Below are 21381 nucleotides of genomic sequence, written 5' to 3' on the forward strand. Positions count from 1 at the left end.
CGGCGGCGAACGAGACGATGACTGAGTCGAATGGATCTTCCGAGACATTCGCAAGAAGTGCAGGCTACGTCTGGAACCGCATCCTGTGGGACGGAACATCCACATGGTCTCCCCCCACTGGCAGTGTTGCCGTCGCCGACCCTGACGGCAAGTATCCGATCGGCAGCACTTATACGGGGAGCCCCTGATGACCCGGCCAGTCATCGCCATAGATCCCGGCATTACGGGCGCCATCGCCGTGCTGAATGACCGTGGCGGGCTGATCGAAATTCTCGACATGCCGACAAGCGCGGTCACGGTCTCTGGCAAGATCCGCAACGTCGTGTCTGCCCCGCTTCTGGCGACCATGATCCGCGCAAATGATCCGTCCGAGGTGTGGCTTGAGAAGGTGAACGCGAGACCGGGCGAAGGACCGGCTGGCGCATTCACGTTCGGGCGCGGCGTCGGCGTGATCGAGGGCGTCGTCGCCACGCTGGGCCTGCCTCTTACTACCGTGATCCCGGCAGTTTGGAAGAAGGCCATGCACTGCCCTGCCGACAAGGACGGGGCGCGGACGCGGGCCATGCAGCTTTTCCCGACGTGCGCCGACCTGTTCAAGCGGAAGAAGGATGACGGTCGGGCCGAGGCGGCGATGCTGGGGCGATTCGCTCTTGGAAAAACTCCGTCGACAAATAATTGACTCTCAAGCGAACGGGCGAAAGGATGAAGGGAAACCAAGAGAACGAAGGTATGGATAGAGATAATGGCGCAACAGAGTGGAGCAATATGGATAACGAGATTTCCAGCTAGCAAGTCCTTGTCGGATCTATCTTCGCCGTTTCGTGAAAACGCAAAACGATTTATTGACGCTCTAACTAACGCCGGTGCGACAGTTACAATCGCCAACACATACCGACCACCAGAACGCATCTATTTAATGCATTGGTCGTGGATGATCTTTAAGAGAAAGTGCCAACCAGCCGATGTCCCGCCAATGACGGGCGTCGATATCACTTGGAACAGCGGGAACGTTGGCGCAGATATAGCGGCAGCTACGCAAATGGCGGTCGCGTTCGGTATAGCCAGTTTGGCCGTTGCTCCCGCTCTGAACGCCACAAGTAGGCACCTGACCAAGAGCGCCATCGACATGAATATTTCATGGGCAGGCAATTTGACCATAAGGAGTCAAGCGGGTCAGGAGGTCACAATCTCTTCTGCGCCTCGAACCGGGATGAATAAGGACTTGCAGGCCGTAGGCCGTTCATATGGAGTCATCAAATTCCATGGCGGTGATAAAGATAGACCACATTGGTCAATCGATGGCTGGTGAAATATGAAAAATTATCTCTACGCAGGTATGCTGTGCTTATCGGTTCTCGCCTGCGCGCCGACAGCCGTTGCCGCTCCGCCTGCGGATGTTAAGAAATTTCTCAACGCCGCATACACCTGCCAATTTCTCAGTGGTGAATACGATGATTCGCTGGCTGCAGACGACAAACAGAAAATGCAGAAAGATGTCGAAAAATATTGTCACTATGTTAAAGATAACAAAGATAAATTGAAAGAAAAGTATCGCGAAAATAAAAAAATATTAGACAAAATTAATAAATATAATTCACTGGAAATAGACTAAATTTACTTAAACTATTGATAATGATTTTTATCTCTATAAACAACGCCTTCCGCTGTCACTCCGAGGGGGGCAGTCGTTCCCAACGCTGGAACGGCGGCTGAGGCCGTCACAGGCTCGACGCTGATAGGGCTCAGAGAGTTGTAGGATCACGGCGCATCAGCAGGCTGCGCCGCCTTCCGCAGTGCCTACGACCGGGGCACCTGCGCAAGTCAGCAGGCAGGGGCAGGGGACACAGACGATCCATGTGTCCCTGCATCTCGACGGAAAGAAGATCCATGAGCACCTACAGAAGATCGACTACTCGAACGCGATGCAGGAGTTGCGATCGGGCGGCGCATATCCGGATCTCGGACCATCGCGCATGCCGGGGCTGGCGTTCCAGAACTGAGGCTATCCGGCAAGCAGCGAGAACAGTACGAACAGAGCAAAGCCGCCCGCCACGTATGGACCGGCTTTTCCCCACGCCTTGTTCTTCCGATAGTAGACCTGGTTATAGGCCGCACGCTTCGGATTGGTCGGCCAACCATATCCCCGTGGGGCCCTCACGCCGAGGCTATGCCGCACGTAGCGTTTCCACGACGTGCGGGCCGAGATGCGGCGTTTAAGGCTGAAGCGGCGGGGGCCGAGATACATGATTTTCGGATTTTAACACGCTCACCGACGATCGAGAATCGTATCTCAGTGCGTCTCTTTGCGTCCCACGATGTCAATCTTTAAGATGGACAACATGGTGGTGACGCATTCACGTATGTTCGTTAAGTGTTTGATTTTACTTGGAAATTCCAAGGCGGCTGGTGGAGCTGAGGGGAATCGAACCCCTGACCTCCTCATTGCGAACGAGGCGCTCTCCCAACTGAGCTACAGCCCCGCCTTGTGTGCGGCGATACATAGCGTTTGGGCGAGGGGTGTCAAGTCGTATTGTCATCCTTCGTCGCGCAGCGCGTATTGTCTGGCGAACGTGGGGACGATAGGGTTGCCCGTCGTCACGCCGCCCCCGTTGAGGCGGCGTGACTGCTTAATGGCTAAGGGTTGACCAATTTGCTTACCGGCGTGTTCGAGCTGCTTCTTACGATTATCCAGCTGTATCAGTGGGTCGTTATTGCTTACTGCGTTTTCAGCATGCTCTACGCGTTCGGCGTTCTGGATGGTCGCAATCGTGCCGTCTGGCAGATAGGCAATATACTTTCTCGCCTTACCGAACCTGCCCTCAACCCCATCCGCCGGGTGCTGCCGACTTTTGGCAACGTGGATCTGGCGCCGTTGGCGTTGCTGCTCGGCCTGCAATATCTGGCCAGACCCGCCGTAGTCGCCATATATCGAATGCTGGTGACCGGTTCCCTATCTTCTGGACTCTACTGAAGTATGCCTTCGAATATAGAAGCCGCTCCGCGGATCGCCGTCCTGATTCCTTGCCATAACGAAGAGGCAGCGATCAGTCTGGTCGTGAGAGATTTTCGTGCGGCGCTGCCCGACGCGGCGATCTATGTCTACGACAACAACTCGTCAGACAGGACCGTGGAAGTCGCCCGGACGGCGGGAGCGCTTGTGCGGAGCGAGCCGCTGCAGGGCAAAGGCAACGTGGTGCGGCGCATGTTCGCCGATATCGAAGCCGATTTCTATGTGCTGGTCGATGGCGACGCTACGTACGAGGCCGCAGCCGCTTCCGCTCTGATCGAGCTCGCCCGGCGAGAGCAACTCGACATGGTGAATGGCGCCCGCGTAACGGATCGTGTCGCGGCATACCGACCCGGCCATCAGTTGGGTAACCGGGTTCTGACCGGGTTGGTCAACGCGATTTTCGGCAAACGACTGTCGGACATGCTTTCCGGCTATCGTGTGTTCTCCAGACGCTTCGTGAAGTCTTTCCCCGCGCTCTCGGGTGGATTCGAGATCGAGACTGAACTCACCGTGCACGCGCTTGAGCTGGCGATGCCGATCTCCGAATTGCAGACCAAATATATCGAGCGTCCTGAAGGATCCGTGTCGAAACTGCGCACATACCATGACGGTTTCCGCATCTTGTGGACCATCGTCGTGTTGGTGAAGCAGGAAAAGCCGTTGATGTTCTTTTCTGTTCTGGCGGCGCTGGCGTGTCTGTGCGGACTGGCTCTGGGCATTCCTGTCGTCGTGGAGTTCATGGAGACGGCGATGGTGGCCCGGCTGCCGACGGCGGTCCTCGCGACCGGCTTCATGATTCTCGCGGCTTTGTCACTGGTCTGCGGCCTGATCCTCGACAGCGTCACGCTCGGACGTCTGGAACTGAAGCGCCTCTCCTATCTTGCACAAAGAGGACCGATCGCATCTGACGAGCCTGCAGCGTAACTGCGGGTCAAGATGACGATGCGCGAGCGCTCGGAATACACGGGCGGTTCGCCCGGGTGTGAAGTGCAGACGCGTCGACAATCGTGAGCGGCATGAGTTCCTCATCGGGTGAGCGTCCGAGCGAGGTGCGTGCCCCACCTATCTGGCGAGACGGTGAGTCTTGCGTAAAATTACGTCTGCCACGGTGTCATGTGCAAAGTCGTCAGGTGGCGGCGGGCGACAAGTCCCCGGGCCACGCAGGCGATGTGTGGCCACGACCGCGCATCTGCTTTGCCGAGGCGGTTGGGGCGGGGCGATAAGCCGGGCTGCGCAGAAGCTCGTAATCTTGAGAGTAAATGCCGCGAATGCGCTCAATCTGTGCAGGGGACGCGGTTACTGTAGGCGAGATCGAAGCGTTCACGCGAGGAATGTCTTCTTGCCGATTGGGGAACAGGAAAGAGCGTAACGCGTCCATATTGCTCATATCGAACAGGCGCTGCACGGCGATGCGCCCATCGGCGTTACAGACGTACCAGCTTTGCGGACGGAAGATATGGTCGACCTGATACCAGTTCCTGGCCGCTTCGACATGGTCCAGTGCGTCGTCGAGAGATCGGAACGCCGCATATTCCGCGGTAAACGTGTCCGCCAAGGCGCGGTCGTGTCCGCCGCCGCTGCGCGCGTGCCGGAAAGCTGAGATAAAACGGTCGACGGGATTGCGCACCACGGCGACGCTGGGAAGCTTTGTGAGTTCAGGCTGCCGGGCGGCGAAATAGCGGATGCTGCGATGCTCCATTTCCTGCCCGTAAAGTGAACGGCAGATGGAGGTGCCGGCGTTCTTCGGGACATGGATAAAGAGAACGCCAGTGTTCGCGATGAGGGCATGGCGGGCGCGACGCTTGCGACCGTCCGGCAGAGGTGCTCCGAACTCCGCTCCACGCTCGTGGATGTCAGAAAAAAGCCTGACGTTGAACGACTTCGCCAGCGCGATCTTGCCTGCGCTGGAGAGCGTTTGTTTCAGCCGCATCCGCTGTTGCACGCCGCGTGACTCCTCTTCGGCGGCACGCAAGGATGATGCGCGCCTGGTCGCCACAAGGGTGGCTAACTGCGAGGCACTCTAAACATCCGTTCTCTCGGCAAAGCGTCCGTAGCGTAATTCTTCGCGTCCCTTTGATGACGAAGTATGTCTCGACTAGCGCGCCGCTCATGCTCTAATCAGGTGGTTAGCCTGCGCTTTCGGCTTTCCAGTTTCGGGCCTTGGTGGTCTTACCAAGGCCGGGATTGAAGCAGTTGCATGGATCGAGCGTTCGGTAATGCGAGGCGAGTTCTGGCGGAGCTTCATACAGATGGCCGTAATTGTGTTCGGCCGGATATCGGGCTCCTCGGGCGTCGTACAGCGGCAGCATCCGATGTTCAATCTCGACGCAATCGTTGCCTTTTCGGACGATGTAGTCCTGATGCATGACGTGACATAGAAAATGACCGTAATAGAGCTTGGAAATAAAAAACCTGTCTATTTCTTCGGGTAACGTCTCGAACCAATCCTGATCGTTGCGCCGCAACGCTATGTCCAGCGCCACGATGTCCTCGACCGTCCTGGTGTGTACGCTGCGATAGCGGATGGCGGCCCCGGCGGCGGCGAATCTGTGCAGAAACGCCTTCGACCCCTCATCCGGCGTGCACTGGAAGTAATCCGTGCCGTGCGTCGTCTTGAATGTTTGCAGAAACGCCGCCGTCTCGCCGACGAGGCCGGCTTCGACCTTCAGCATCAGATGATGTTCGAACCTGTCCCGGTATTCCAGCATGCGTTGTGGCAGGTGCTGCGGAAACAGGGAGCTTCCCCATTGTAAAAGTCTGTCGCTTGAATGCGCAGGCAGGAAGGGGAGTTTTTCAGCCAGCCTGTCAAAGCGATTTTTCAACGCGAACATGGCGGGCAGGCGACGCGTGCCGATCGCGCGGATGATAAGGAACGTGTCCTTTCCATAGGTTTCGGCGATGTTGAAGGCGTCGCGGTGCATATATTCGCCCGCGATTGGCAGTTTCGTGAACGACGTCAGTATGTGGCGTCGAATGTCTTCCAGTTCTCTCGCGCTGTTCGTGCCGATGTAAAACACTGCGGGATTACGGTCGGCCGGAAAAGTATCGAGCCGGACAGCAAAAAGCGCGACGCGTCCGGCGCATCCAGCGCCCTCGAAAAGATGGCGCGGATCGGCGTTGAAGCGCGCGGGCGTGTCGGCGTCCACGTCGCGTACATGGTCCCGGTAGGTGTCGTCATGCCCCTTGCCCGCATCCCAGCGGATGGCGTCAGGGGGGAAGCGCCCCTGATCCGCATTGGTCAGAATTTCCTCGGGCGTGGAACCAAGGTCCACGCCCAGATGATTGACCAGACGCAGCGCCCCGTCTTCTCCAACCTGCGCGAACAGCGACATCTCGGTGAAGACCGGGCCGCGTTGGACAAGCGATCCGCCGGAGTTGTTGCTGACGCCGCCGAACACGCCAGCGCCCAGGCAGGAAGAGCCGATGACGGAATGCGGCTCGCGCCCCAGCGGCGCCAAAGTGCGCTCCAGCTGGTCCAGTGTGGCGCCGGGCAGGCACACGACCTGCCTGCCGTCGCCGATCACGGAGATCGTCTTCATGCGCATGCCGCTGATGATGACAATGTCCCGGTCATAGCCGTCGCCGTCGGGAGTAGAGCCGCCAGTCAGCCCCGTATTGGCCGCCTGCATCAACACGATCTTGTCGGCGGCCACGCAGGCCTGCAACACGCGCCATTGCTCCAGCAGGGAACCGGGCCGCACGACCGCAAGCGCCTTGCCGTCGCCAAAACGGTACCCGCGCCGATACTGCGCCGTCGCGCCCGGATCGGTCAGGACGTGTTCTGCGCCGGTGATCCGCTCAAGCGTCTGGATGAACGGACGACTGGCGTTGGAAACTTTCCGGGGGCGTTTCAGCAGGGACTTCAACACGGCGGATTTCGTCTTTCTCTATGGCGAGGCTGCCCGGCGCAACCTTTCGCTCCGACCGGCCAGAGGGCCGACGCGCGCCATCGGCTGCGCGTCGGTCATGACCTCGATCTTTACCTAGAGCGTATCTCGTTCAGACGAAATCGTCTGCGAGGGCGAGCAGGCTCAGTCGAGGTTGTCTTAGATATGTGTGTCGGGATGGCGTTTAGCGGACATGCTCCGGGCGCGCTGGAAATCAGCCGGTCGGACGTCTGCATTGCTGAGGCCAGTGCGTCAAATGGCCGTTGCGATGTCCGAAATCGACATATCGGCCCTTCGCCACCAGCATTGCCCGGCGGGTCGCGGGGCGGGCAGCATGGCGAGCGGATCGCCGGAGAACTCCACCGTATTGGTCGGCGTCTCCTGCAACGTGATCGCGGTGCAGCGCAGCACGCCGCCGTCCGCCGCCAGCATGGCGTTGAGCTTGGCCATCATCAGGCAGGCCATAAGTTCAGTCGTCGGGTCGCCGGGCGTAACAACGATCCGCGCCGCGCGCGCGGGTTCATGGACACGGAACCACTCCAGAAGGGGGTCGTCCTCCGCCAGTTGCAACGCGTGGTCGAGCCGTTCGTCGATGAATTTGTGCCACGCGCCCTTCGCTCGCTGAAACGACACGGGCATGTTGCCCTTGCCGTCCAGCGGCTCGTCGCTGGTCGGTTGAAGACGAACGGTGACGAATTCATTGTGGCCATGCGGCAGGGCGCAGCTTTCGCTCGCGCCGTGGATCAGCCGGTGCCCCATCGAGAACCGGCGGGTGAAGAGCATGTCAAACATTGCCGACGCTCTCCGCGCGCAGGGTCTGGTACTGCTCCCATCCGGCGCGGCGCAGCTTGCAGGCGGGACATTCGCCGCAGCCATAGCCCCATGGATGCAACTCACCGCGTTGCCCGAGATAGCAGCTGTGGCTGTCCCGGTTGATCAGGTCCACCAGCGCGTCGCCGCCCAGACTGCGCGCCAGTTCCCAGGTCCGCGCCTTGTCGATCCACATCAGCGGCGTGTGCAGCACGAAGCGCGTCTCCATGCCGAGGTTGAGCGTCGCCTGAAGAGATTTGATCGTGTCGTCGCGGCAGTCGGGATAGCCGGAGTAATCGGTTTCGCACACGCCGGTGACGATGTGACGCAGGCCGCGCCGGTAGGCGAGGGCGGCCGCGAAGGTCAGGAAAATCAGGTTTCGCCCCGGCACGAACGTGCTTGGCAGGCCGCTTTCCGACATCGTGATCTCGGTCTCGCGGGTCAGCGCCGTGTCCGACACAGCCCCAAGCGCGTCGAGGTTGAGCGTATGGTCTTCGCCCAGTCGCGCCTTCCAGACGGGATCGAGCGCTCCCATGCCGTCACGCAGCGCGTCGCGGCAGGCGAGTTCCACGACGTGACGCTGTCCGTAGTCAAAGCCGAGCGTCTCCACGCGCTCAAACCGGCCCAGCGCCCATGCGAGGCAGGTCGCCGAATCCTGCCCGCCGGAAAACACGACCAGAGCACCCTTGTTGCGGGCGGCTTCGTGCGCGCCGCCTGCGGGGGCGGGCATGGCTCCGGTCGTCCCCTTCGTGGTGGCGCCCGTTGTCGCTGCGCGCGTCATTCAGGGAATTCCGATCATCTTGTGGGTCTGCAGGGACAGACGCCACCGCGGATTCTCAAGGCAGTAGCGCGTCGCGGCGGCGATATTGGCGGCCTGCTGCGGGCCGTCCATCGGCTGCAGCCAGAACTGCTCGAAATCGAGCTTCAAAAAATCGGCCGGATCGAACCCTGATTGCGGGTAGACCAGCTTCAGTTCCTGCCCGCTCTTCTGCACAATCGTGGAGCCCGCTTTCGGGCTGACGCACAGCCAGTCGATCCCGGCGGGCGCCGCGAGCGTGCCGTTACTTTCTACCGCGATGGTGAAGCCCTCCGCATGGACCGCGTCGATCAGCGCCTTGTCCAGTTGCAGCAGGGGCTCCCCCCCGGTGAATACGACGAAACGGCGGTCTCGCCCCGGCGCGGGCCAGGCTGCGGCGATGGCTGTGGCCAGCGACGCGGCGCTCTCGAACTTCCCGCCGCCATCGCCGTCCGTGCCGATGAAATCCGTGTCGCAGAACTGGCACACGGCGGTCGCGCGGTCTGCCTCCCGCCCGGTCCAGAGATTGCACCCGGCGAAACGGCAGAACACGGCGCTGCGGCCCGTCTGGCCGCCTTCGCCCTGCAACGTGTGGAAGAGTTCTTTGACCGCGTATGTCATGCGCGGTGATGTCGGGCATGAACGGCCGGAAGGCAAGGGGGGTGACTTAAAGACGTGCCATTGCCGTAGGCTGCGTGTTCACCAGATGTTGAGTTCGTAATGATAACCCCCGGTGGATCGATCCGGGTAGGAGGCGGTGGTAACGATCCTGAAAGGTACGAAACTGTTGTCTTTGTAGTCTGGTATAATGGAGACTTGAGCCATGCCTTTTTCAATGGCTGCGATTAACGCGTCTAACGAGCGTTTTTTGAGAGCCTCAGCGAAAAGAGGGATATAGACGACATTTGGAGGGATATCTTTCCCCCCCAACTCTTCGGGCAAAAGCAAAGTTTTGACTAAACTCCCGTCATCACAGGCAGCTTCAGCTTTCTCTTTTGTGTCAATGCTCTGAAAGAGTTTATGCATCACCCAACTCCAGTGTTTTTTTATTTGTAACTTGAGGAATAATTTTAGTCAATGTGTTGGTTTTATTTTGAAGATTTGTGCTGAGTATACCCGGGAACATTGTGGAGTTTTACATTGAATATATAATCTCTATTTGAATAAACGTCGTTTGCTTTATTTCCATCTTTTAATTGGTAAAATGTCATTTGGATAGATGTCGGTGGAGATGCGGATGTCCCTTCTTTCACGCTGCCAGGGTAAAGAAAAGTGGTATTGGCTTTGAATACTTTCCCCGAATTTTCGTTCGCGTCGAGATGTTGCTGCTGAAGTATTTCGTAGGTGCTCATTCCGTCGTGCCGACCTTTTGCAGAAACATTTGTTGGGTTTTGAGATGTTGTAACAAAATTTCTTGGGTCGTCGCCGCTTCCGCCAAAGCGGTTGGCAAATGAATGGGCGCGAGCTTGGCCGTGAGCTTGAAGATTTTGATAAGCTCCTGGAGGGGAGAGGTGGGAGGCGGCGTGCGCTCCTTGGCGTTGAGGTCCCCCGATCAAGGTTGCTTGCGTCCCAGAGGCAGCTCCATTGGGGTGAAGTTTTTGATAAGTAACGCTATTGTCATTTCCAAGATTTTCGGTGTGATCCATAAAGTAATTTTTTTCTGAATCTTTTGATTTCTTGCTATCCTGTATTCGTTCTTTGTATTTTTGCTCTCGACTTTTCTTATTTTTTCTTGCGGCGGCATCGCAATGGGTGCATGGCTTAGTAACGTCGTGGGGTGCGAGTGTTGATGTGGCGGGCCCCATATCTGCTGGAGGTGGGTGGTCGGTGAAGGGCTTGCCTTCCGCTTTATGTTTTTCTTCCTTATCAAGAAAATCTTGATATTCTTTGGTGGGTTTATTTTGTTGATCACGTCGGGCTTTTTGTTCTGCGGCGGCGTATCCCGGTATCACATCTTTAGCTTTGCCAGGTTTGACGTTATTATGTCCCTGTCCCTGTCCCTGTCCCTGTCCCTGTCCCTGTCCCTGTCCCTGTCCCTGTTTTCTTTTCTTTCTTTGCGATGCTCTGATTGAAGAAGCTGCTTTCGATTTTTTTCTATTTCTATATGCCTTGTTATTTTGCGATTGTTTTTTTTGAACACGTGCCATTGTGTGATTCCCTTTATAAATTATAGATTTTTTGTTGTTTTTAGTATTAAGCGAAGTCTGATAGGGAGTCTTGGGTGTTGATTTCTTCGATAAGATCAAGGAGACGGATATCAGCACCATCGTTTCCGAAATCGTAAATAAATTCTTTCACATTCTCGTCTTCATGAACCTCGCCGTCAGTCGTTACCCAAAGCCACGTGAACCATGCGAGTCCTTCCTCGCTGGAAATATTCCATAATCGCGCATAGCGTACGATGTCCGTTACGAGTGCATGCAGGGCGACGTCATCATATTTGGATGTAAGATCAGGCTCTTTTCCCCTTAACCATTGAATAATTTTTCTTTGTGAACGGTCATTGAGTGCGAGTGCAATCATAGCCATCTGGCTGGGTTCAAAAACCAGAACGCCACGCTCCTCTGTCGGCCAGTTCTCGCGCTTGCGCGCCTCCAGCACACCCTCAGGCGCATTGACCAGAATGGAGATGGCTGGTCCGAACATTCTGGCGCGCTGGGCGTCACGCATGGCCGGCAGCGTGATCGCGACAGTCGCCGGGTCGAAATGCCGAAAGACGCACATATGTGTCCGACCGTCGTCGATTTTCTCGTCGACCGGAATGCGGACCATGGTCAGGCTGCGCAGATGCCGGAAAAACGCCATTTCCTCGCAACCCGGCGCGTTCCAGAACACGGATCCGGTCGCAGCCTCCGGTAACGCAAGGAATTCGTCGACACGTGTTTTAGGGACGGGGACAAGCACTGGGCTGTGGCGTTTGGCCTCTGCCTCCGTCTGTTCGATGAACAGCGATCGAAAGCGGAAGCCTGCGCTTGCCAGCAGGGCGGGCAGATCGTCGAAAAAACCGCCGTCCATGGTCGCCATGATCGGCTCGACGTCCCAAGCGGCAAGCCGGGTTTTCAGATCGGTCAGAGTCGTTTCGTCGCTCATCGCCTCTTCACCAACGCATATGTTCTGTCGCGTGGCGCCTGTGGCTTCCAGCGAGTCAATCTGGTGACCCTACACGTGGAGACGCGGCTTGTGTGTCGTTAAATGAATTTTGACAATTTTTTTGGACGATGGCGCCGCGAATATCGGGTCGGGCTCCTCTCAAAATCTGTGCTAGCCCGGAGCGGCTCTCTCGCCGCCCCGGACAAACACCGTTACTCGCCCTTCTTCACCGCGTCGAAAGCGTCGAGCACGCGCGTCGAATACACCAGCGCTGCGCCGGCGTTCAGCGCGATCGCGACGCTCAGCGCCTCCCCGATCTCGTCGCGTGTGGCGCCCGCTTTCACGGCTTCGGCGGCGTGAATGGTGATGCAGCCGTCGCAACGCGTGGTCGCCGCCACAGCCAGCGCGATCAGTTCGCGGGTCTTGGCGTCGAGGTGATTGGTCTTCTCTCCGGCGGCGTTCAGCGCCAGCACGCTTTCTACCGTTGCGGGGGAAAGCTGCGCGTAGCCGCCGATGGCCTTGCCCAGATGTTCGCGGCGTGCGCCCCAGTCTGCCCAGTCACTCATTCTTCGTCATCCTGTGCTGTTGAGGGATTCGGCTGGCCGGAGGACTCCGTGCGAGCGTCCGGACGTATCGAACCCGCCGGGCTATAGTCACCAGAGCGTGAGCGGCGTGTCACGACACGGTTACGGGAGGGGCAGGTTCTTGCTGAGGCGGCGGCGGCTCGCTATCGGCAAAGGATGAACGCCATGAACGACACCTCTTCCGAGCGCGCATCCACGCGTGCGTCCGTATCCGTCCCGGCGGCGCAGGGCGCGGGACCGTTTGCTCTGTATAAGGAGCGTGTCGCAAGAGGGCAGCTCAAGCCCGATCCGGATCAGGAGCGTGTAGCCCGGCGTCTGGATCGCCTGTGGAGCGAGTTGAAGGCGTACAATCCGGCGCCTGCGCCGGAACCTGTCCGCAAGAAAGGGCTTTTCTCGGCCGTCGTCAGCCGCCTGCCTTCGCTTGGGCAGAAGGTGGAAGACGTCGCCCCGCCGCGTGGCGTGTACATCGTCGGCCGCGTGGGGCGCGGCAAGACGATGCTGATGGACCTCTTCTTCTCCTGCGTCCCGGTGAAGAAGAAGCAGCGCATCCACTTCCTAAGCTTCATGCGTGAGGTTCACCAGAGGCTGAAAGAACTGAAACAGGCCAACCCCGGCATTTCCGACCCGATCCCACCCTTGGCCAAGACGATCGCGGATGAAGCGACGCTGCTGTGCTTCGACGAATTCCAGATCAACGACATCGCTGACGCAATGTTGCTCGGGCGGCTGTTTCAGGCGCTGTTCAAGCTGAAGGTCATCATTGTCGCGACGTCCAATACGGTTCCGGGCGACCTGTTCCAGAATCGACCCGGGGCGGACGCGTTCAAGCCGTTCATCGCTATTATCCGTTCGGAGCTGGATACCGCGGAGCTCGACTCGCAGAACGACTATCGTCGCGGGCGCGAACAGGACGACACGACGTGGATCGTACCCGCGGATGAGACCGCGCGTCGCAGGCTGGACAAGATCGTCGAGCGGTATGGTCAGGGGCATACCCCTGAAAAGGTGACGCTGCATTTCAACGGGCGAGACCTGCCGGTGGATCATGCGCAGGGTCCGGTTGCGCGTTTCGAATTCACATCTCTGTGTGGACGCCCTCTGGGACCGAACGATTTCCTCGCCATCGCGAAGCAGTTTCCGGTGGTCGTGGTGGAGGACATGCCGTCGCTAGGACCGGACGACTATAACGTCGCGCGGCGCTTCATCACCTTCATCGACGCCTTGTACGACAACGGCAATCTGCTGTTCGTGTCTGCTGACGAGAAGCCCGACGCGCTGTTTCCGGAGGGGGAGGGGTCGGACGCCTTCGCCCGGACGGCGTCGCGTCTGATGGAAATGGGCAGCGAGAGCTGGCTCACCCGCGCGCGCGACGCGCATGGCCGCCTCGCTAGAGCGTGACAGACGCCGGTCTTGTCGGTCTTCCCTGCGCGGTCTAGCAAAATTCCTGCATCGCCCGCCTTGTCGGGCGCAAACAGGTCACTGACCGGGTGATGAGGGACGGAGGCGCGCCGGATATGGGTGCAGGCTCTACTAAGCCTTGGGTATCGGGGTCTTTGGTAACGGGACGCAGCGTCGTCGGGTCTGACGCTTCCTTCCGACTCATCGGTTTTTCAACATTGCGGATCATGGTCGCCGGAGGTCGGAGTTGCAGCCGACCGTCTGACGGCGGTCATGAGCCCGAGTCCGCGGGATTGCGACTAGATATGGGAGTGTTCTGAAGATGGCGGGCGCCGATCTCCTTACCGCCGCTCTAAGCGGCAGCAACATCGCCTACGTGGCTGATCTGTACGCGCGGTGGGCTGAAAACCCCTCCAGCGTCGATCCGTCTTTCGCCAGCCTTTTCGGCTCTCTCGATGACGAAGCGGCTTCGATCCTGCAGGACGCCTCCGGCGCGTCGTGGGCTCCGCGCAAATCCATCATCACGGGCGAAGAGCCTGTGGCCGTCCCGGCTGGGAAGCCTGCGGCTGGAAAGGCCGCCGGTCTGGCCGCTTCGGACAGCCTCGCCGCTGCGCAGCTGGTGCGCGCGTTCCGTGAGTTCGGGCATCTGGAGGCGCAGACCGATCCGCTCGGCCTGAAGGTTCCGAAGCCCGCCGTCGAACTGGACCCAGCCACTTACGGCTTTGGTCCGGCGGATCTGGATCGTCCGGTTTATGTCGGTTCCCTGCTGTCCCCGCTGCTTCCCGGGCGCGACACGGCGACGGTCAAGGAAATTGTGGCGGCGCTGCGCGACGTTTATTGCGGGGCGATCGGCTCCGAATACATCTACGCCCGTAGCGAGGAGCAGCGGGAGTGGTTCCGCGCGCGCATCGAGGGTGACAACTGGCAGGCTGGCGTTACGGCGACCGAGCAGAAGGCGATCCTCAAGCACCTGACCGAAGCGGAAGGATACGAGGCGTTCTGCGCGAAGCGTTATGTCGGCGGCAAGCGTTTCGGTCTTGAGGGCGGCGAGGTCTCGATCCCGTCCCTCCATGCGATCATCGATCAGGCGGCGCAGCAGGGCGTGAAGTCCGTGGCCATCGGCATGGCGCATCGCGGACGCCTCAACACGCTCGTGAACGTCGTTCGCAAGCCGTATGTCGCGGTCTTCAACGAATTCGCCGGTGGTTCTTTCAAGCCCGACAATGTCGCGGGCTCGGGCGACGTGAAATACCATCTCGGAACGTCGACGGACGTCGAGATCGCCGGACGTTCGGTGCATATTTCGCTTCAGCCCAACCCGTCGCACCTCGAGGCTGTCGATCCGGTCGTCTGCGGCAAGATTCGCGCGGCGCAGGACGATGACGGCGACACCGAGACGCGCCTGTCGCACATGGCGATCCAGATTCATGGCGACGCTGCGTTCGCCGGTCAGGGCGTGGTGTATGAAACGCTGTCGATGTCGCAGCTTGTTGGCTACCGCACCGGTGGTTCGGTGCATATCATCGTCAACAATCAGGTCGGTTTCACCACCAACCCGGTGAACGGACATTCCGGCGTCTATGGTTCGGACATGGCCAAAGCCATCGAAGCGCCGGTCCTGCACATTAATGGCGACAACCCGGAAGCGGTTGTTTACGCGTCCCGTCTGGCCGCTGATTATCGTCAGAAATTCGCCAGCGACATCATCCTCGACATCGTCTGCTATCGCCGCAACGGTCATAACGAGACGGATGAACCCGCCTTCACGCAGCCCATCATGTACAAGGCGATCGCCACGCATGAGACGCCGCACACGCTCTACGCGGCACATCTGATTAAAGCTGGCGTCGTGACCGAGGAAGAAGCGAAGAGCCAGTGGGACGCGTTCCATGCGCGCCTCGACGCCGAATACACCGCAGCCCAGTCCTACAAGGTGAACAAGGCTGATTGGCTGGAAGGCGCCTGGTCCGACCTGCAGGCTCCGAAGGAGGGTGAATACCCGACGGTTGCGACGGGCGTGTCAAAGGACGTGCTCGCGAAAATCGGTGCGGCGATCAGCACTGCGCCGGAAGGCTTCGACCTGAACGGTAAGATCGCGCGTCAGCTCAAGGCCAAGGCCAAGGCGATTGAGACGGGCGAAGGCATCGACTGGGCGACGGGCGAGGCTCTCGGCTTTGGCTCGCTGCTGATCGAGAAGCACCGCGTTCGTCTGTCGGGCGAGGATGTGCAGCGCGGCACGTTCAGTCAGCGTCATGCGACGGTTAAGGACCAGACGACGCAGGGCGATTACACCTTCCTCAACCACATTGAGGAGGGGCAGGCGAAAATCGATATCTACAACTCGCATCTGTCCGAATTCGCCGTGCTCGGCTTCGAATACGGCTATACCATGCACAACCCGAACAATCTGGTGCTGTGGGAGGCGCAGTTCGGCGACTTCGCCAACGGCGCACAGGTGATCGTGGACCAGTTCATCGCCTCGGGCGAGACGAAATGGCTGCGTATGTCCGGTCTGGTGATGCTGCTGCCGCACGGTTACGAAGGGCAGGGTCCGGAGCATTCGTCCGCCCGCCTTGAGCGCTATCTGCAGCTCTGCGCCGAAGACAACATGTTCGTCTGCAACATCACCACGCCGGCGAACTACTTCCATGCACTGCGTCGTCAGCTGAAACTGCCGTATCGCAAGCCGCTGATCCTGATGGAGCCGAAGTCGCTGTTGCGTCACAAGCTCGCGGTGTCGGAACTGGCGGAGTTCGAGACGGGCACGTCGTTCAAGCCGGTCATTGGTGAGGTCGACGATCTGGCGGCGGACAAGGTCAAGCGTATCGTGATCTGCTCGGGCAAGGTCTATTACGATCTGCTGCAGGAGCGGCGCGACCAGAAGCTCGATACCACGGCGATCCTGCGCCTCGAGCAGATCTACCCGTTCCCGGAAGCGGAACTGGCCGCCGAGTTCAAGAAATATCCGAACGCCACCGATATCGTGTGGTGTCAGGAAGAAACCCGAAATGGCGGCGGTTGGCATTTTGTCGATCGCCTGATCGAGGGCGCGCTTGGCGTGGCCGGGCACAAGGTCACGCGTCCGGCCTACGTCGGCCGCGCGGCGGCGGCGAGTCCTGCGACAGGTCTGGCCAGAATTCACGCGGCGGAGCAGGCTGCGCTGGTCAAGTCGGCGCTCGGTCTGGGCTGACGTCGGGGGTTTGGAGCGGCCGCGCCCGGTGGCGTGACCGCTCAACGCGCCGTCTTGCAGGTCGCCCTTTCGTAATTTTGCGAACGGGGGGACAGGCGGCGTCGAGAGATGCTCCGGCGGTGTATGTCGCCGGTCGTAGCGTGACTGTGGCGCCTGGTTGAAGCGTCGCAGGCGCGTGGGATAAAAAGGAAGTGGGAAGCGAGATGTCTGTCGAGATCAAGGTGCCGGCACTGGGCGAGAGCGTCACCACGGCGACGGTCGGCAAGTGGCTGAAGAAGGCTGGCGAGGCGGTTGCCGCTGATGAAGCGCTCGTGGAGCTGGAGACCGACAAGGTGAGCGTCGAAGTGTCGGCGCCGCAGGCTGGCGTGCTGGGAACGCCCGCGGCGAAAGAGGGCGACGAGGTCGAAGTCGGCGCCCTGCTGATCACGCTGGACCCGAGCGGCAAGGCCTCTGCGGCTCCCGCCAAGGCCGAGGCCCCGAAGGAAGCGGCGCCGAAGGCTCCCGCCCCTGTCGCGAAGGCGGCTGCGGCTCCAGCCGTGAAATCCGCTCCGGTTGACGCCGCGGCAGCCCTTCCGGCTGCGCGCAAGCTGATGGCGGAGAAGGGCGTTTCGGCCGAGCAGGTCGGCGCGGGCACGGGCAAGGACGGCCGCATCACGAAGGGCGACGTTCTGGCGTTCGTGTCGCAGCCTGCGGCCAGCGCGCCGGCGGCCGCCCCGAAGGCCCCGCGTCAGGACGATCCGCGTGAAGAGCGCGTGAAGATGACGCGCCTGCGTCGTACGATCGCGCGTCGCCTGAAGGACGCGCAGAACACCGCGGCGATGCTGACGACGTTCAACGAAATCGACATGACCGCCGCCAAGGAGATGCGTGTCGAATTTCAGGACAGCTTCGTCAAGAAATACGGCGTGAAGCTGGGCTTCATGTCGATCTTCTCGAAGGCGGTCATCGCGGCGCTGCAGGAGTTCCCGGCGATCAACGCGGAGATCGACGGCGAAGACGTCATCTACCGCAACTTCATCAACCTCGGCATCGCGGTTGGCGGCCCGAACGGTCTGGTCGTCCCGGTGCTGCGTGACGCGGAGAATCTTGGCCACGCCGAGATCGAGAAGCGCATAGCGGGCTTCGGCAAGGCGGCGCGTGAGGGCACGTTGAAGATCGACGATCTGGCCGGCGGCACGTTCTCGATCACCAATGGCGGCATCTACGGCTCGATGCTTTCGACGCCGATCCTGAATGCCCCGCAGTCCGGCATTCTGGGCATGCATAACATCGTCGACCGCCCGGTCGCGGTGAACGGCAAGGTCGAAATCCGGCCGATCATGTATGTTGCGCTGTCCTATGATCACCGCATCGTGGACGGCAAGGAAGCGGTGAGCTTCCTCGTCAGCGTGAAGAAATACGTCGAGGACCCGCGCAGCCTTCTGCTAGGCCTCTGACAATCCGTCGCGTCCCGCGCCATATATGTGGCGCGGGACGCGTGACGATTTAACGGCGTTTCGCATCGGAAACGCGGCGGCCTTCCTGCCGGGAGGCGCATTAGGGCGATCAACGTGACGGGCGGTATGCTCGACGTTCATCGGCTTCAATCGGGACGGGAAAATATGGCTATCGAGATCAAGGTTCCGGCGCTGGGCGAGAGCGTCTCCTCCGCAACAGTTGGCAAATGGCTCAAGCAGCCCGGCGACGCTGTGGCGGTGGACGATCCGATCGTTGAGCTGGAGACCGACAAGGTGAGCGTCGAGGTTCCGGCTCCTGCGGCTGGCGTGCTTGAGAGCCACGTGGTCAAGGAAGGCGACGAGGTCGAGGTTGGCGCGGTGCTGGCGCTTCTGGCCGAAGGCGGCAAGGCGGCGGCCAAGCCTGCTGCGAAAGCTCCCGCTGCGAAGTCTGAGGAAAAAGCGGCGCCCGCTCCTGCGAAAGCTGCGGCCCTTGCGCCCGCGAAAGCGACGGAAGCTCCTGCCGAGACCGATTACGATGTCGTGGTGATCGGCGCCGGTCCGGGCGGTTATGTGTGCGCAATTCGTGCGGCGCAACTGGGCTTCAAGGTTGCGTGCGTCGAGAAGCGTGCGACCCTTGGCGGCACCTGCCTGAACGTCGGGTGCATTCCGTCGAAGGCGCTGCTGCATTCGTCAGAGAACTTTCATGCCGCTGCGCATGACTTCGCCGCTCACGGCGTGGATATCGCCAGCGTGAAGCTCAATCTCGCGCAGATGCAGAAGCGCAAGGCCGGGATCGTCGAAGCCAACGTGAAGGGCGTCGAGTACCTGTTCAAGAAGAACGGGATCACCTGGCTGAAGGGCGAGGGCAAGGTTCAGGGAACCGGCCGTCTGACGGTTGCGGGCAAGCCGGTCACGGCGAAGCACATCGTCATTGCCGCGGGCAGTGACAGCGCCGGCCTGAAAGGCGTTGACGTCGATGAGAAGGTGATCGTCACGTCCACTGGCGCGCTTGAGCTTTCGGCTGTGCCGAAGCGTCTGGTCGTGATTGGCGGCGGCGTCATCGGTCTGGAACTGGGTAGCGTGTGGCAGCGTCTGGGCGCGGAGGTGACGGTCGTCGAATTCCTCGACCGTCTGGTTCCCGGCACGGATAACGAGGTCGAGGCCGCGTTCCGCAAGATCCTGACCAAGCAGGGTCTGAAGATGAAGCTCGGTCATAAGGTGACGAAGGCCGAGAAGACCGCGAAGGGCGTGACCCTGACGGTCGAGGCTTCCAAGGGCGGCGACGCGCAGACGCTGGAGGCGGACGTCGTTCTGCTCGCCATCGGGCGCACTGCGGCCAGCAAGAACCTTGGTCTGGAAGAGGCCGGGATTGCGGTGGACAACCGTGGGCGGGTCGAGGTTGACGAGCACTTCGCCACCAACGTCCCCGGCGTGTACGCCATCGGCGACGTCATCAAGGGACCGATGCTGGCGCACAAGGCGGAGGAGGAGGGCGTGGCCCTCGCCGAAATCCTCGCCGGGCAGGCCGGGCATGTGAATTATGACGCCATTCCGGGCGTCGTCTACACATGGCCGGAACTGGCCACGGTGGGCCTCACCGAGGAGCAGCTCAAGGAAAAGGGCGTCTCCTACAAGGTCGGCAAGTTCCCGTTCATGGCCAACGGCCGTGCGCGCGCTCTGGGCACGACGGACGGGTTCGTGAAAGTCATCGCCGATGCGACGACCGATCGGGTTCTGGGCGTCCATATCCTTGGCCCGGGTGCGGGAGAACTGATCGCCGAATGCACCATGGCGATTGAGTTCGGAGCCTCTTCCGAAGATATCGGCCGTGTTTGCCATGCGCACCCAACGCTGAGCGAAGCGGTCAAGGAAGCGGCGCTTGGCGTCAACGGCATGTCTCTGAATATCTAAGCCACAGAGAGAGACGCGGCAGGGGCAGCCCCCTGTCGCTTGAAGCGCGCGACCGGCAATGCTGGTCGCGCGTTTTTTGTATCTGGCGCTGCCTGTGACGTGCAGTCAGAGCCGGGACACGGCGGACTGCTCGTCAATACTCGTTCGCTCCTGATAAAAAAGGCGATTTTCTGGCTATTGTCTTCGTAGTGACATACGCTTTACTGGCCAGGGACGTATCGGGGGGATTGGCGTTGAAGCGCAGCGTAAAAGCATGGCCTAAGGCGGGATCGGCGCCATCGATGAACTCCGTAATGATCGCGACGTCCATTGCGGCTGCGCTCTTGATGTCCACGCCAGCACTTGCCGCGCAACCCGCGTCTGGCGGCCCGGAGCAACCAGCCGTACCGAGCGCAGGTGCATCAGGCGTGACCCCGTCTGCGGCGGCGATTCCGGCGCCCACGACGCCGTCCGACCCGGTTGTAAATCCCGCTCCCCCTGTTGAAATTCCTCCACTGCCTGCGCTTGACGATGCAGCCGCCCGGCAGGAGGCGGGCAAATTGCAGGCGGCGCTGAAGCGGGAAGTGCAGAATTTGCAATCATTCACCGCCCAACAGCGCGCTCGTTGGGTGGCCGCCGCCAGAAATGGCGTCGAGCAGGGAGGCTACCGGATCACGCGCGCGCAGGTTCTGGTCGTCGTGGACCGCAATCCAGCCGTGCAAAGGCTCGCTCTGGTGCTCGCATTGCCGGACTCCGACGACTGGGAGGTGATCGGCGGCGTCAAGGTTTCGACCGGGACCAAGGGACGCAAATACTACTACATCACGCCGACAGGCGTGTTCGACAACACAACCGACCGGCTGGGTTATCGCGCAGAGGGCACCAAGAACGAGAACGGAATTCGTGGCATCGGCGCAAAAGGAATGCGGGTCTGGGATTTCGGTTGGCGGAACGCGGTCAAGGGCTGGCGAACCGATGGCGAGACCGGCGACATCCGTCTGGAGATGCATGCTACGGACCCCGACTTCCTTGAACGGCGGCTGGGTCACACTGGCTCAGAGGGATGCGTGCGTGTTCCTGCGGCGTTCAATGTGTTTCTCGACAGGCACGGGTTGCTGGACGTCCAGTACGAACAGGCCGCGAGCTATGACGGCAGGTTTCGTGCGCTGTTGAGAAAAGACCGCACGCCATCTCCGATCGCGGGAGAGGTTATGCTGGTGTTCGATTCCGGGGACAGCGTCGCGCCTGCGAGCCGATCATAACGTGACGCGAAGGGGTTGATCGCCCGTT

At 60.2% G+C, this 21381-nt stretch carries 21 protein-coding genes, 1 tRNA gene and 1 pseudogene; 11 read left to right on the top strand and 12 right to left on the bottom strand.

The window, feature by feature from the left end; translation table 11 throughout:
- The 4 genes and pseudogenes from J2D73_RS00005 to J2D73_RS00020 form a co-directional block, all read left to right on the top strand.
- Positions 1-188: pseudogene (locus J2D73_RS00005) on the top strand (hypothetical protein); the annotation flags it as partial.
- Entirely contained in the window at positions 188-679 is a 492-nt protein-coding gene (locus J2D73_RS00010; RefSeq protein WP_207878232.1) for a RuvC family protein, read from the top strand. The pseudogene J2D73_RS00005 and the gene J2D73_RS00010, both read left to right, overlap by 1 nt.
- Positions 680-1312: 633 nt before the next feature.
- The gene (locus tag J2D73_RS00015) at positions 1313-1612 is read left to right on the top strand and encodes a hypothetical protein (protein WP_207878234.1); all 300 of its coding nucleotides are present in this window, start codon (positions 1313-1315) and stop codon (positions 1610-1612) included.
- Positions 1613-1793: 181 nt separating this feature from the next.
- A complete protein-coding gene (locus J2D73_RS00020; protein WP_207878236.1) occupies positions 1794-2000 on the top strand; it encodes a hypothetical protein in 207 nt (68 codons plus the stop codon).
- 2 nt (positions 2001-2002) lie between these two features.
- Here J2D73_RS00020 and J2D73_RS00025 read toward each other — a convergent pair whose 3' ends face one another.
- Positions 2003-2176, bottom strand: coding sequence for a hypothetical protein (locus J2D73_RS00025; protein ID WP_207878238.1), 174 nt, complete (start codon positions 2174-2176; stop codon positions 2003-2005).
- Positions 2177-2404: 228 nt separating this feature from the next.
- A tRNA-Ala gene (locus J2D73_RS00030) sits at positions 2405-2480 on the bottom strand.
- Between the two features lie 161 nt (positions 2481-2641).
- On the opposite strand from J2D73_RS00030, the gene J2D73_RS00035 reads away from it, so the two are divergent.
- Both J2D73_RS00035 and J2D73_RS00040 read left to right on the top strand, forming a co-directional pair.
- On the top strand, positions 2642-2971 hold the full coding sequence (locus J2D73_RS00035) for a YggT family protein (protein WP_307188540.1): 330 nt from the start codon (positions 2642-2644) through the stop codon (positions 2969-2971).
- Positions 2972-2974: 3 nt separating this feature from the next.
- Positions 2975-3934 (top strand): glycosyltransferase family 2 protein, encoded by a 960-nt coding sequence (locus J2D73_RS00040; protein ID WP_207878240.1) that lies wholly within the window; start codon positions 2975-2977, stop codon positions 3932-3934.
- Positions 3935-4136: 202 nt separating this feature from the next.
- Here J2D73_RS00040 and J2D73_RS00045 read toward each other — a convergent pair whose 3' ends face one another.
- The 9 genes from J2D73_RS00045 to J2D73_RS00085 form a co-directional block, all read right to left on the bottom strand.
- Positions 4137-4940: a sulfotransferase family 2 domain-containing protein gene (locus J2D73_RS00045; RefSeq protein ID WP_207878242.1), complete on the bottom strand. Its 804-nt coding sequence runs from the start codon at positions 4938-4940 to the stop codon at positions 4137-4139.
- Between the two features lie 196 nt (positions 4941-5136).
- Positions 5137-6879: a D-lactate dehydrogenase gene (gene dld, locus J2D73_RS00050; protein WP_408736809.1), complete on the bottom strand. Its 1743-nt coding sequence runs from the start codon at positions 6877-6879 to the stop codon at positions 5137-5139.
- 270 nt (positions 6880-7149) lie between these two features.
- Positions 7150-7689, bottom strand: coding sequence for a 6-pyruvoyl trahydropterin synthase family protein (locus tag J2D73_RS00055; protein ID WP_207878244.1), 540 nt, complete (start codon positions 7687-7689; stop codon positions 7150-7152).
- On the bottom strand, positions 7682-8437 hold the full coding sequence (gene queC / locus J2D73_RS00060; protein WP_207878745.1) for a 7-cyano-7-deazaguanine synthase QueC: 756 nt from the start codon (positions 8435-8437) through the stop codon (positions 7682-7684). The genes J2D73_RS00055 and queC overlap by 8 nt, the downstream gene beginning before the upstream one ends.
- A gap of 51 nt (positions 8438-8488) precedes the next feature.
- Positions 8489-9124 carry a 7-carboxy-7-deazaguanine synthase gene (gene queE / locus J2D73_RS00065; protein WP_207878246.1) on the bottom strand — a complete coding sequence of 212 codons (636 nt, stop codon included), beginning with the start codon at positions 9122-9124 and terminating at the stop codon, positions 8489-8491.
- A gap of 78 nt (positions 9125-9202) precedes the next feature.
- Entirely contained in the window at positions 9203-9529 is a 327-nt protein-coding gene (locus tag J2D73_RS00070) for a hypothetical protein (RefSeq protein WP_207878248.1), read from the bottom strand.
- 62 nt (positions 9530-9591) lie between these two features.
- Positions 9592-10650 (bottom strand): hypothetical protein, encoded by a 1059-nt coding sequence (locus J2D73_RS00075; RefSeq protein ID WP_207878250.1) that lies wholly within the window; start codon positions 10648-10650, stop codon positions 9592-9594.
- 46 nt (positions 10651-10696) lie between these two features.
- Positions 10697-11593, bottom strand: coding sequence for a DUF4123 domain-containing protein (locus tag J2D73_RS00080; RefSeq protein ID WP_207878252.1), 897 nt, complete (start codon positions 11591-11593; stop codon positions 10697-10699).
- Between the two features lie 212 nt (positions 11594-11805).
- Positions 11806-12159 (bottom strand): carboxymuconolactone decarboxylase family protein, encoded by a 354-nt coding sequence (locus J2D73_RS00085; protein ID WP_026397008.1) that lies wholly within the window; start codon positions 12157-12159, stop codon positions 11806-11808.
- Between the two features lie 183 nt (positions 12160-12342).
- On the opposite strand from J2D73_RS00085, the gene zapE reads away from it, so the two are divergent.
- The 4 genes from zapE (at position 12343) to lpdA (ending at position 20112) form a co-directional block, all read left to right on the top strand.
- Positions 12343-13575, top strand: a complete 1233-nt coding sequence (gene zapE / locus J2D73_RS00090; RefSeq protein ID WP_207878254.1) for a cell division protein ZapE — start codon at positions 12343-12345, stop codon at positions 13573-13575.
- Positions 13576-13897: 322 nt separating this feature from the next.
- A complete protein-coding gene (locus J2D73_RS00095) occupies positions 13898-16765 on the top strand; it encodes a 2-oxoglutarate dehydrogenase E1 component (RefSeq protein ID WP_207878256.1) in 2868 nt (955 codons plus the stop codon).
- Between the two features lie 203 nt (positions 16766-16968).
- Positions 16969-18201 (top strand): 2-oxoglutarate dehydrogenase complex dihydrolipoyllysine-residue succinyltransferase, encoded by a 1233-nt coding sequence (gene odhB, locus J2D73_RS00100; protein WP_207878257.1) that lies wholly within the window; start codon positions 16969-16971, stop codon positions 18199-18201.
- Positions 18202-18366: 165 nt separating this feature from the next.
- Positions 18367-20112 (top strand): dihydrolipoyl dehydrogenase, encoded by a 1746-nt coding sequence (gene lpdA / locus J2D73_RS00105; protein ID WP_207878747.1) that lies wholly within the window; start codon positions 18367-18369, stop codon positions 20110-20112.
- A 133-nt stretch (positions 20113-20245) separates the two neighbouring features.
- Here the strand turns inward: lpdA and J2D73_RS00110 are convergent, their stop codons facing one another.
- Complete coding sequence (locus J2D73_RS00110) at positions 20246-20422, bottom strand: hypothetical protein (protein ID WP_207878815.1); 177 nt, start codon at positions 20420-20422, stop codon at positions 20246-20248.
- A gap of 16 nt (positions 20423-20438) precedes the next feature.
- On the opposite strand from J2D73_RS00110, the gene J2D73_RS00115 reads away from it, so the two are divergent.
- The gene (locus J2D73_RS00115) at positions 20439-21353 is read left to right on the top strand and encodes a L,D-transpeptidase (protein WP_243429490.1); all 915 of its coding nucleotides are present in this window, start codon (positions 20439-20441) and stop codon (positions 21351-21353) included.
- Positions 21354-21381 lie beyond the last annotated feature (28 nt).

The organism is Acetobacter sacchari, assembly GCF_017377715.1.
GTDB classification, from domain to species: domain Bacteria; phylum Pseudomonadota; class Alphaproteobacteria; order Acetobacterales; family Acetobacteraceae; genus Acetobacter; species Acetobacter sacchari.

Bases quoted from the DNA above. Each gene is read 5' to 3' on its own strand.
- J2D73_RS00010 (WP_207878232.1), top strand. From the start codon at position 188: ATGACCCGGCCAGTCATCGCCATAGATCCCGGCATTACGGGCGCCATC.
- J2D73_RS00015 (WP_207878234.1), top strand. From the start codon at position 1,313: ATGAAAAATTATCTCTACGCAGGTATGCTGTGCTTATCGGTTCTCGCC.
- J2D73_RS00040 (WP_207878240.1), top strand. From the start codon at position 2,975: ATGCCTTCGAATATAGAAGCCGCTCCGCGGATCGCCGTCCTGATTCCT.
- J2D73_RS00045 (WP_207878242.1), bottom strand. From the start codon at position 4,940: ATGCGGCTGAAACAAACGCTCTCCAGCGCAGGCAAGATCGCGCTGGCG.
- J2D73_RS00055 (WP_207878244.1), bottom strand. From the start codon at position 7,689: ATGTTTGACATGCTCTTCACCCGCCGGTTCTCGATGGGGCACCGGCTG.
- queC (WP_207878745.1), bottom strand. From the start codon at position 8,437: ATGCCCGCCCCCGCAGGCGGCGCGCACGAAGCCGCCCGCAACAAGGGT.
- queE (WP_207878246.1), bottom strand. From the start codon at position 9,124: ATGACATACGCGGTCAAAGAACTCTTCCACACGTTGCAGGGCGAAGGC.
- J2D73_RS00070 (WP_207878248.1), bottom strand. From the start codon at position 9,529: ATGCATAAACTCTTTCAGAGCATTGACACAAAAGAGAAAGCTGAAGCT.
- J2D73_RS00075 (WP_207878250.1), bottom strand. From the start codon at position 10,650: ATGGCACGTGTTCAAAAAAAACAATCGCAAAATAACAAGGCATATAGA.
- J2D73_RS00080 (WP_207878252.1), bottom strand. From the start codon at position 11,593: ATGAGCGACGAAACGACTCTGACCGATCTGAAAACCCGGCTTGCCGCT.
- J2D73_RS00085 (WP_026397008.1), bottom strand. From the start codon at position 12,159: ATGAGTGACTGGGCAGACTGGGGCGCACGCCGCGAACATCTGGGCAAG.
- zapE (WP_207878254.1), top strand. From the start codon at position 12,343: ATGAACGACACCTCTTCCGAGCGCGCATCCACGCGTGCGTCCGTATCC.
- J2D73_RS00095 (WP_207878256.1), top strand. From the start codon at position 13,898: ATGGCGGGCGCCGATCTCCTTACCGCCGCTCTAAGCGGCAGCAACATC.
- odhB (WP_207878257.1), top strand. From the start codon at position 16,969: ATGTCTGTCGAGATCAAGGTGCCGGCACTGGGCGAGAGCGTCACCACG.
- lpdA (WP_207878747.1), top strand. From the start codon at position 18,367: ATGGCTATCGAGATCAAGGTTCCGGCGCTGGGCGAGAGCGTCTCCTCC.
- J2D73_RS00110 (WP_207878815.1), bottom strand. From the start codon at position 20,422: ATGGACGTCGCGATCATTACGGAGTTCATCGATGGCGCCGATCCCGCC.
- J2D73_RS00115 (WP_243429490.1), top strand. From the start codon at position 20,439: ATGTCCACGCCAGCACTTGCCGCGCAACCCGCGTCTGGCGGCCCGGAG.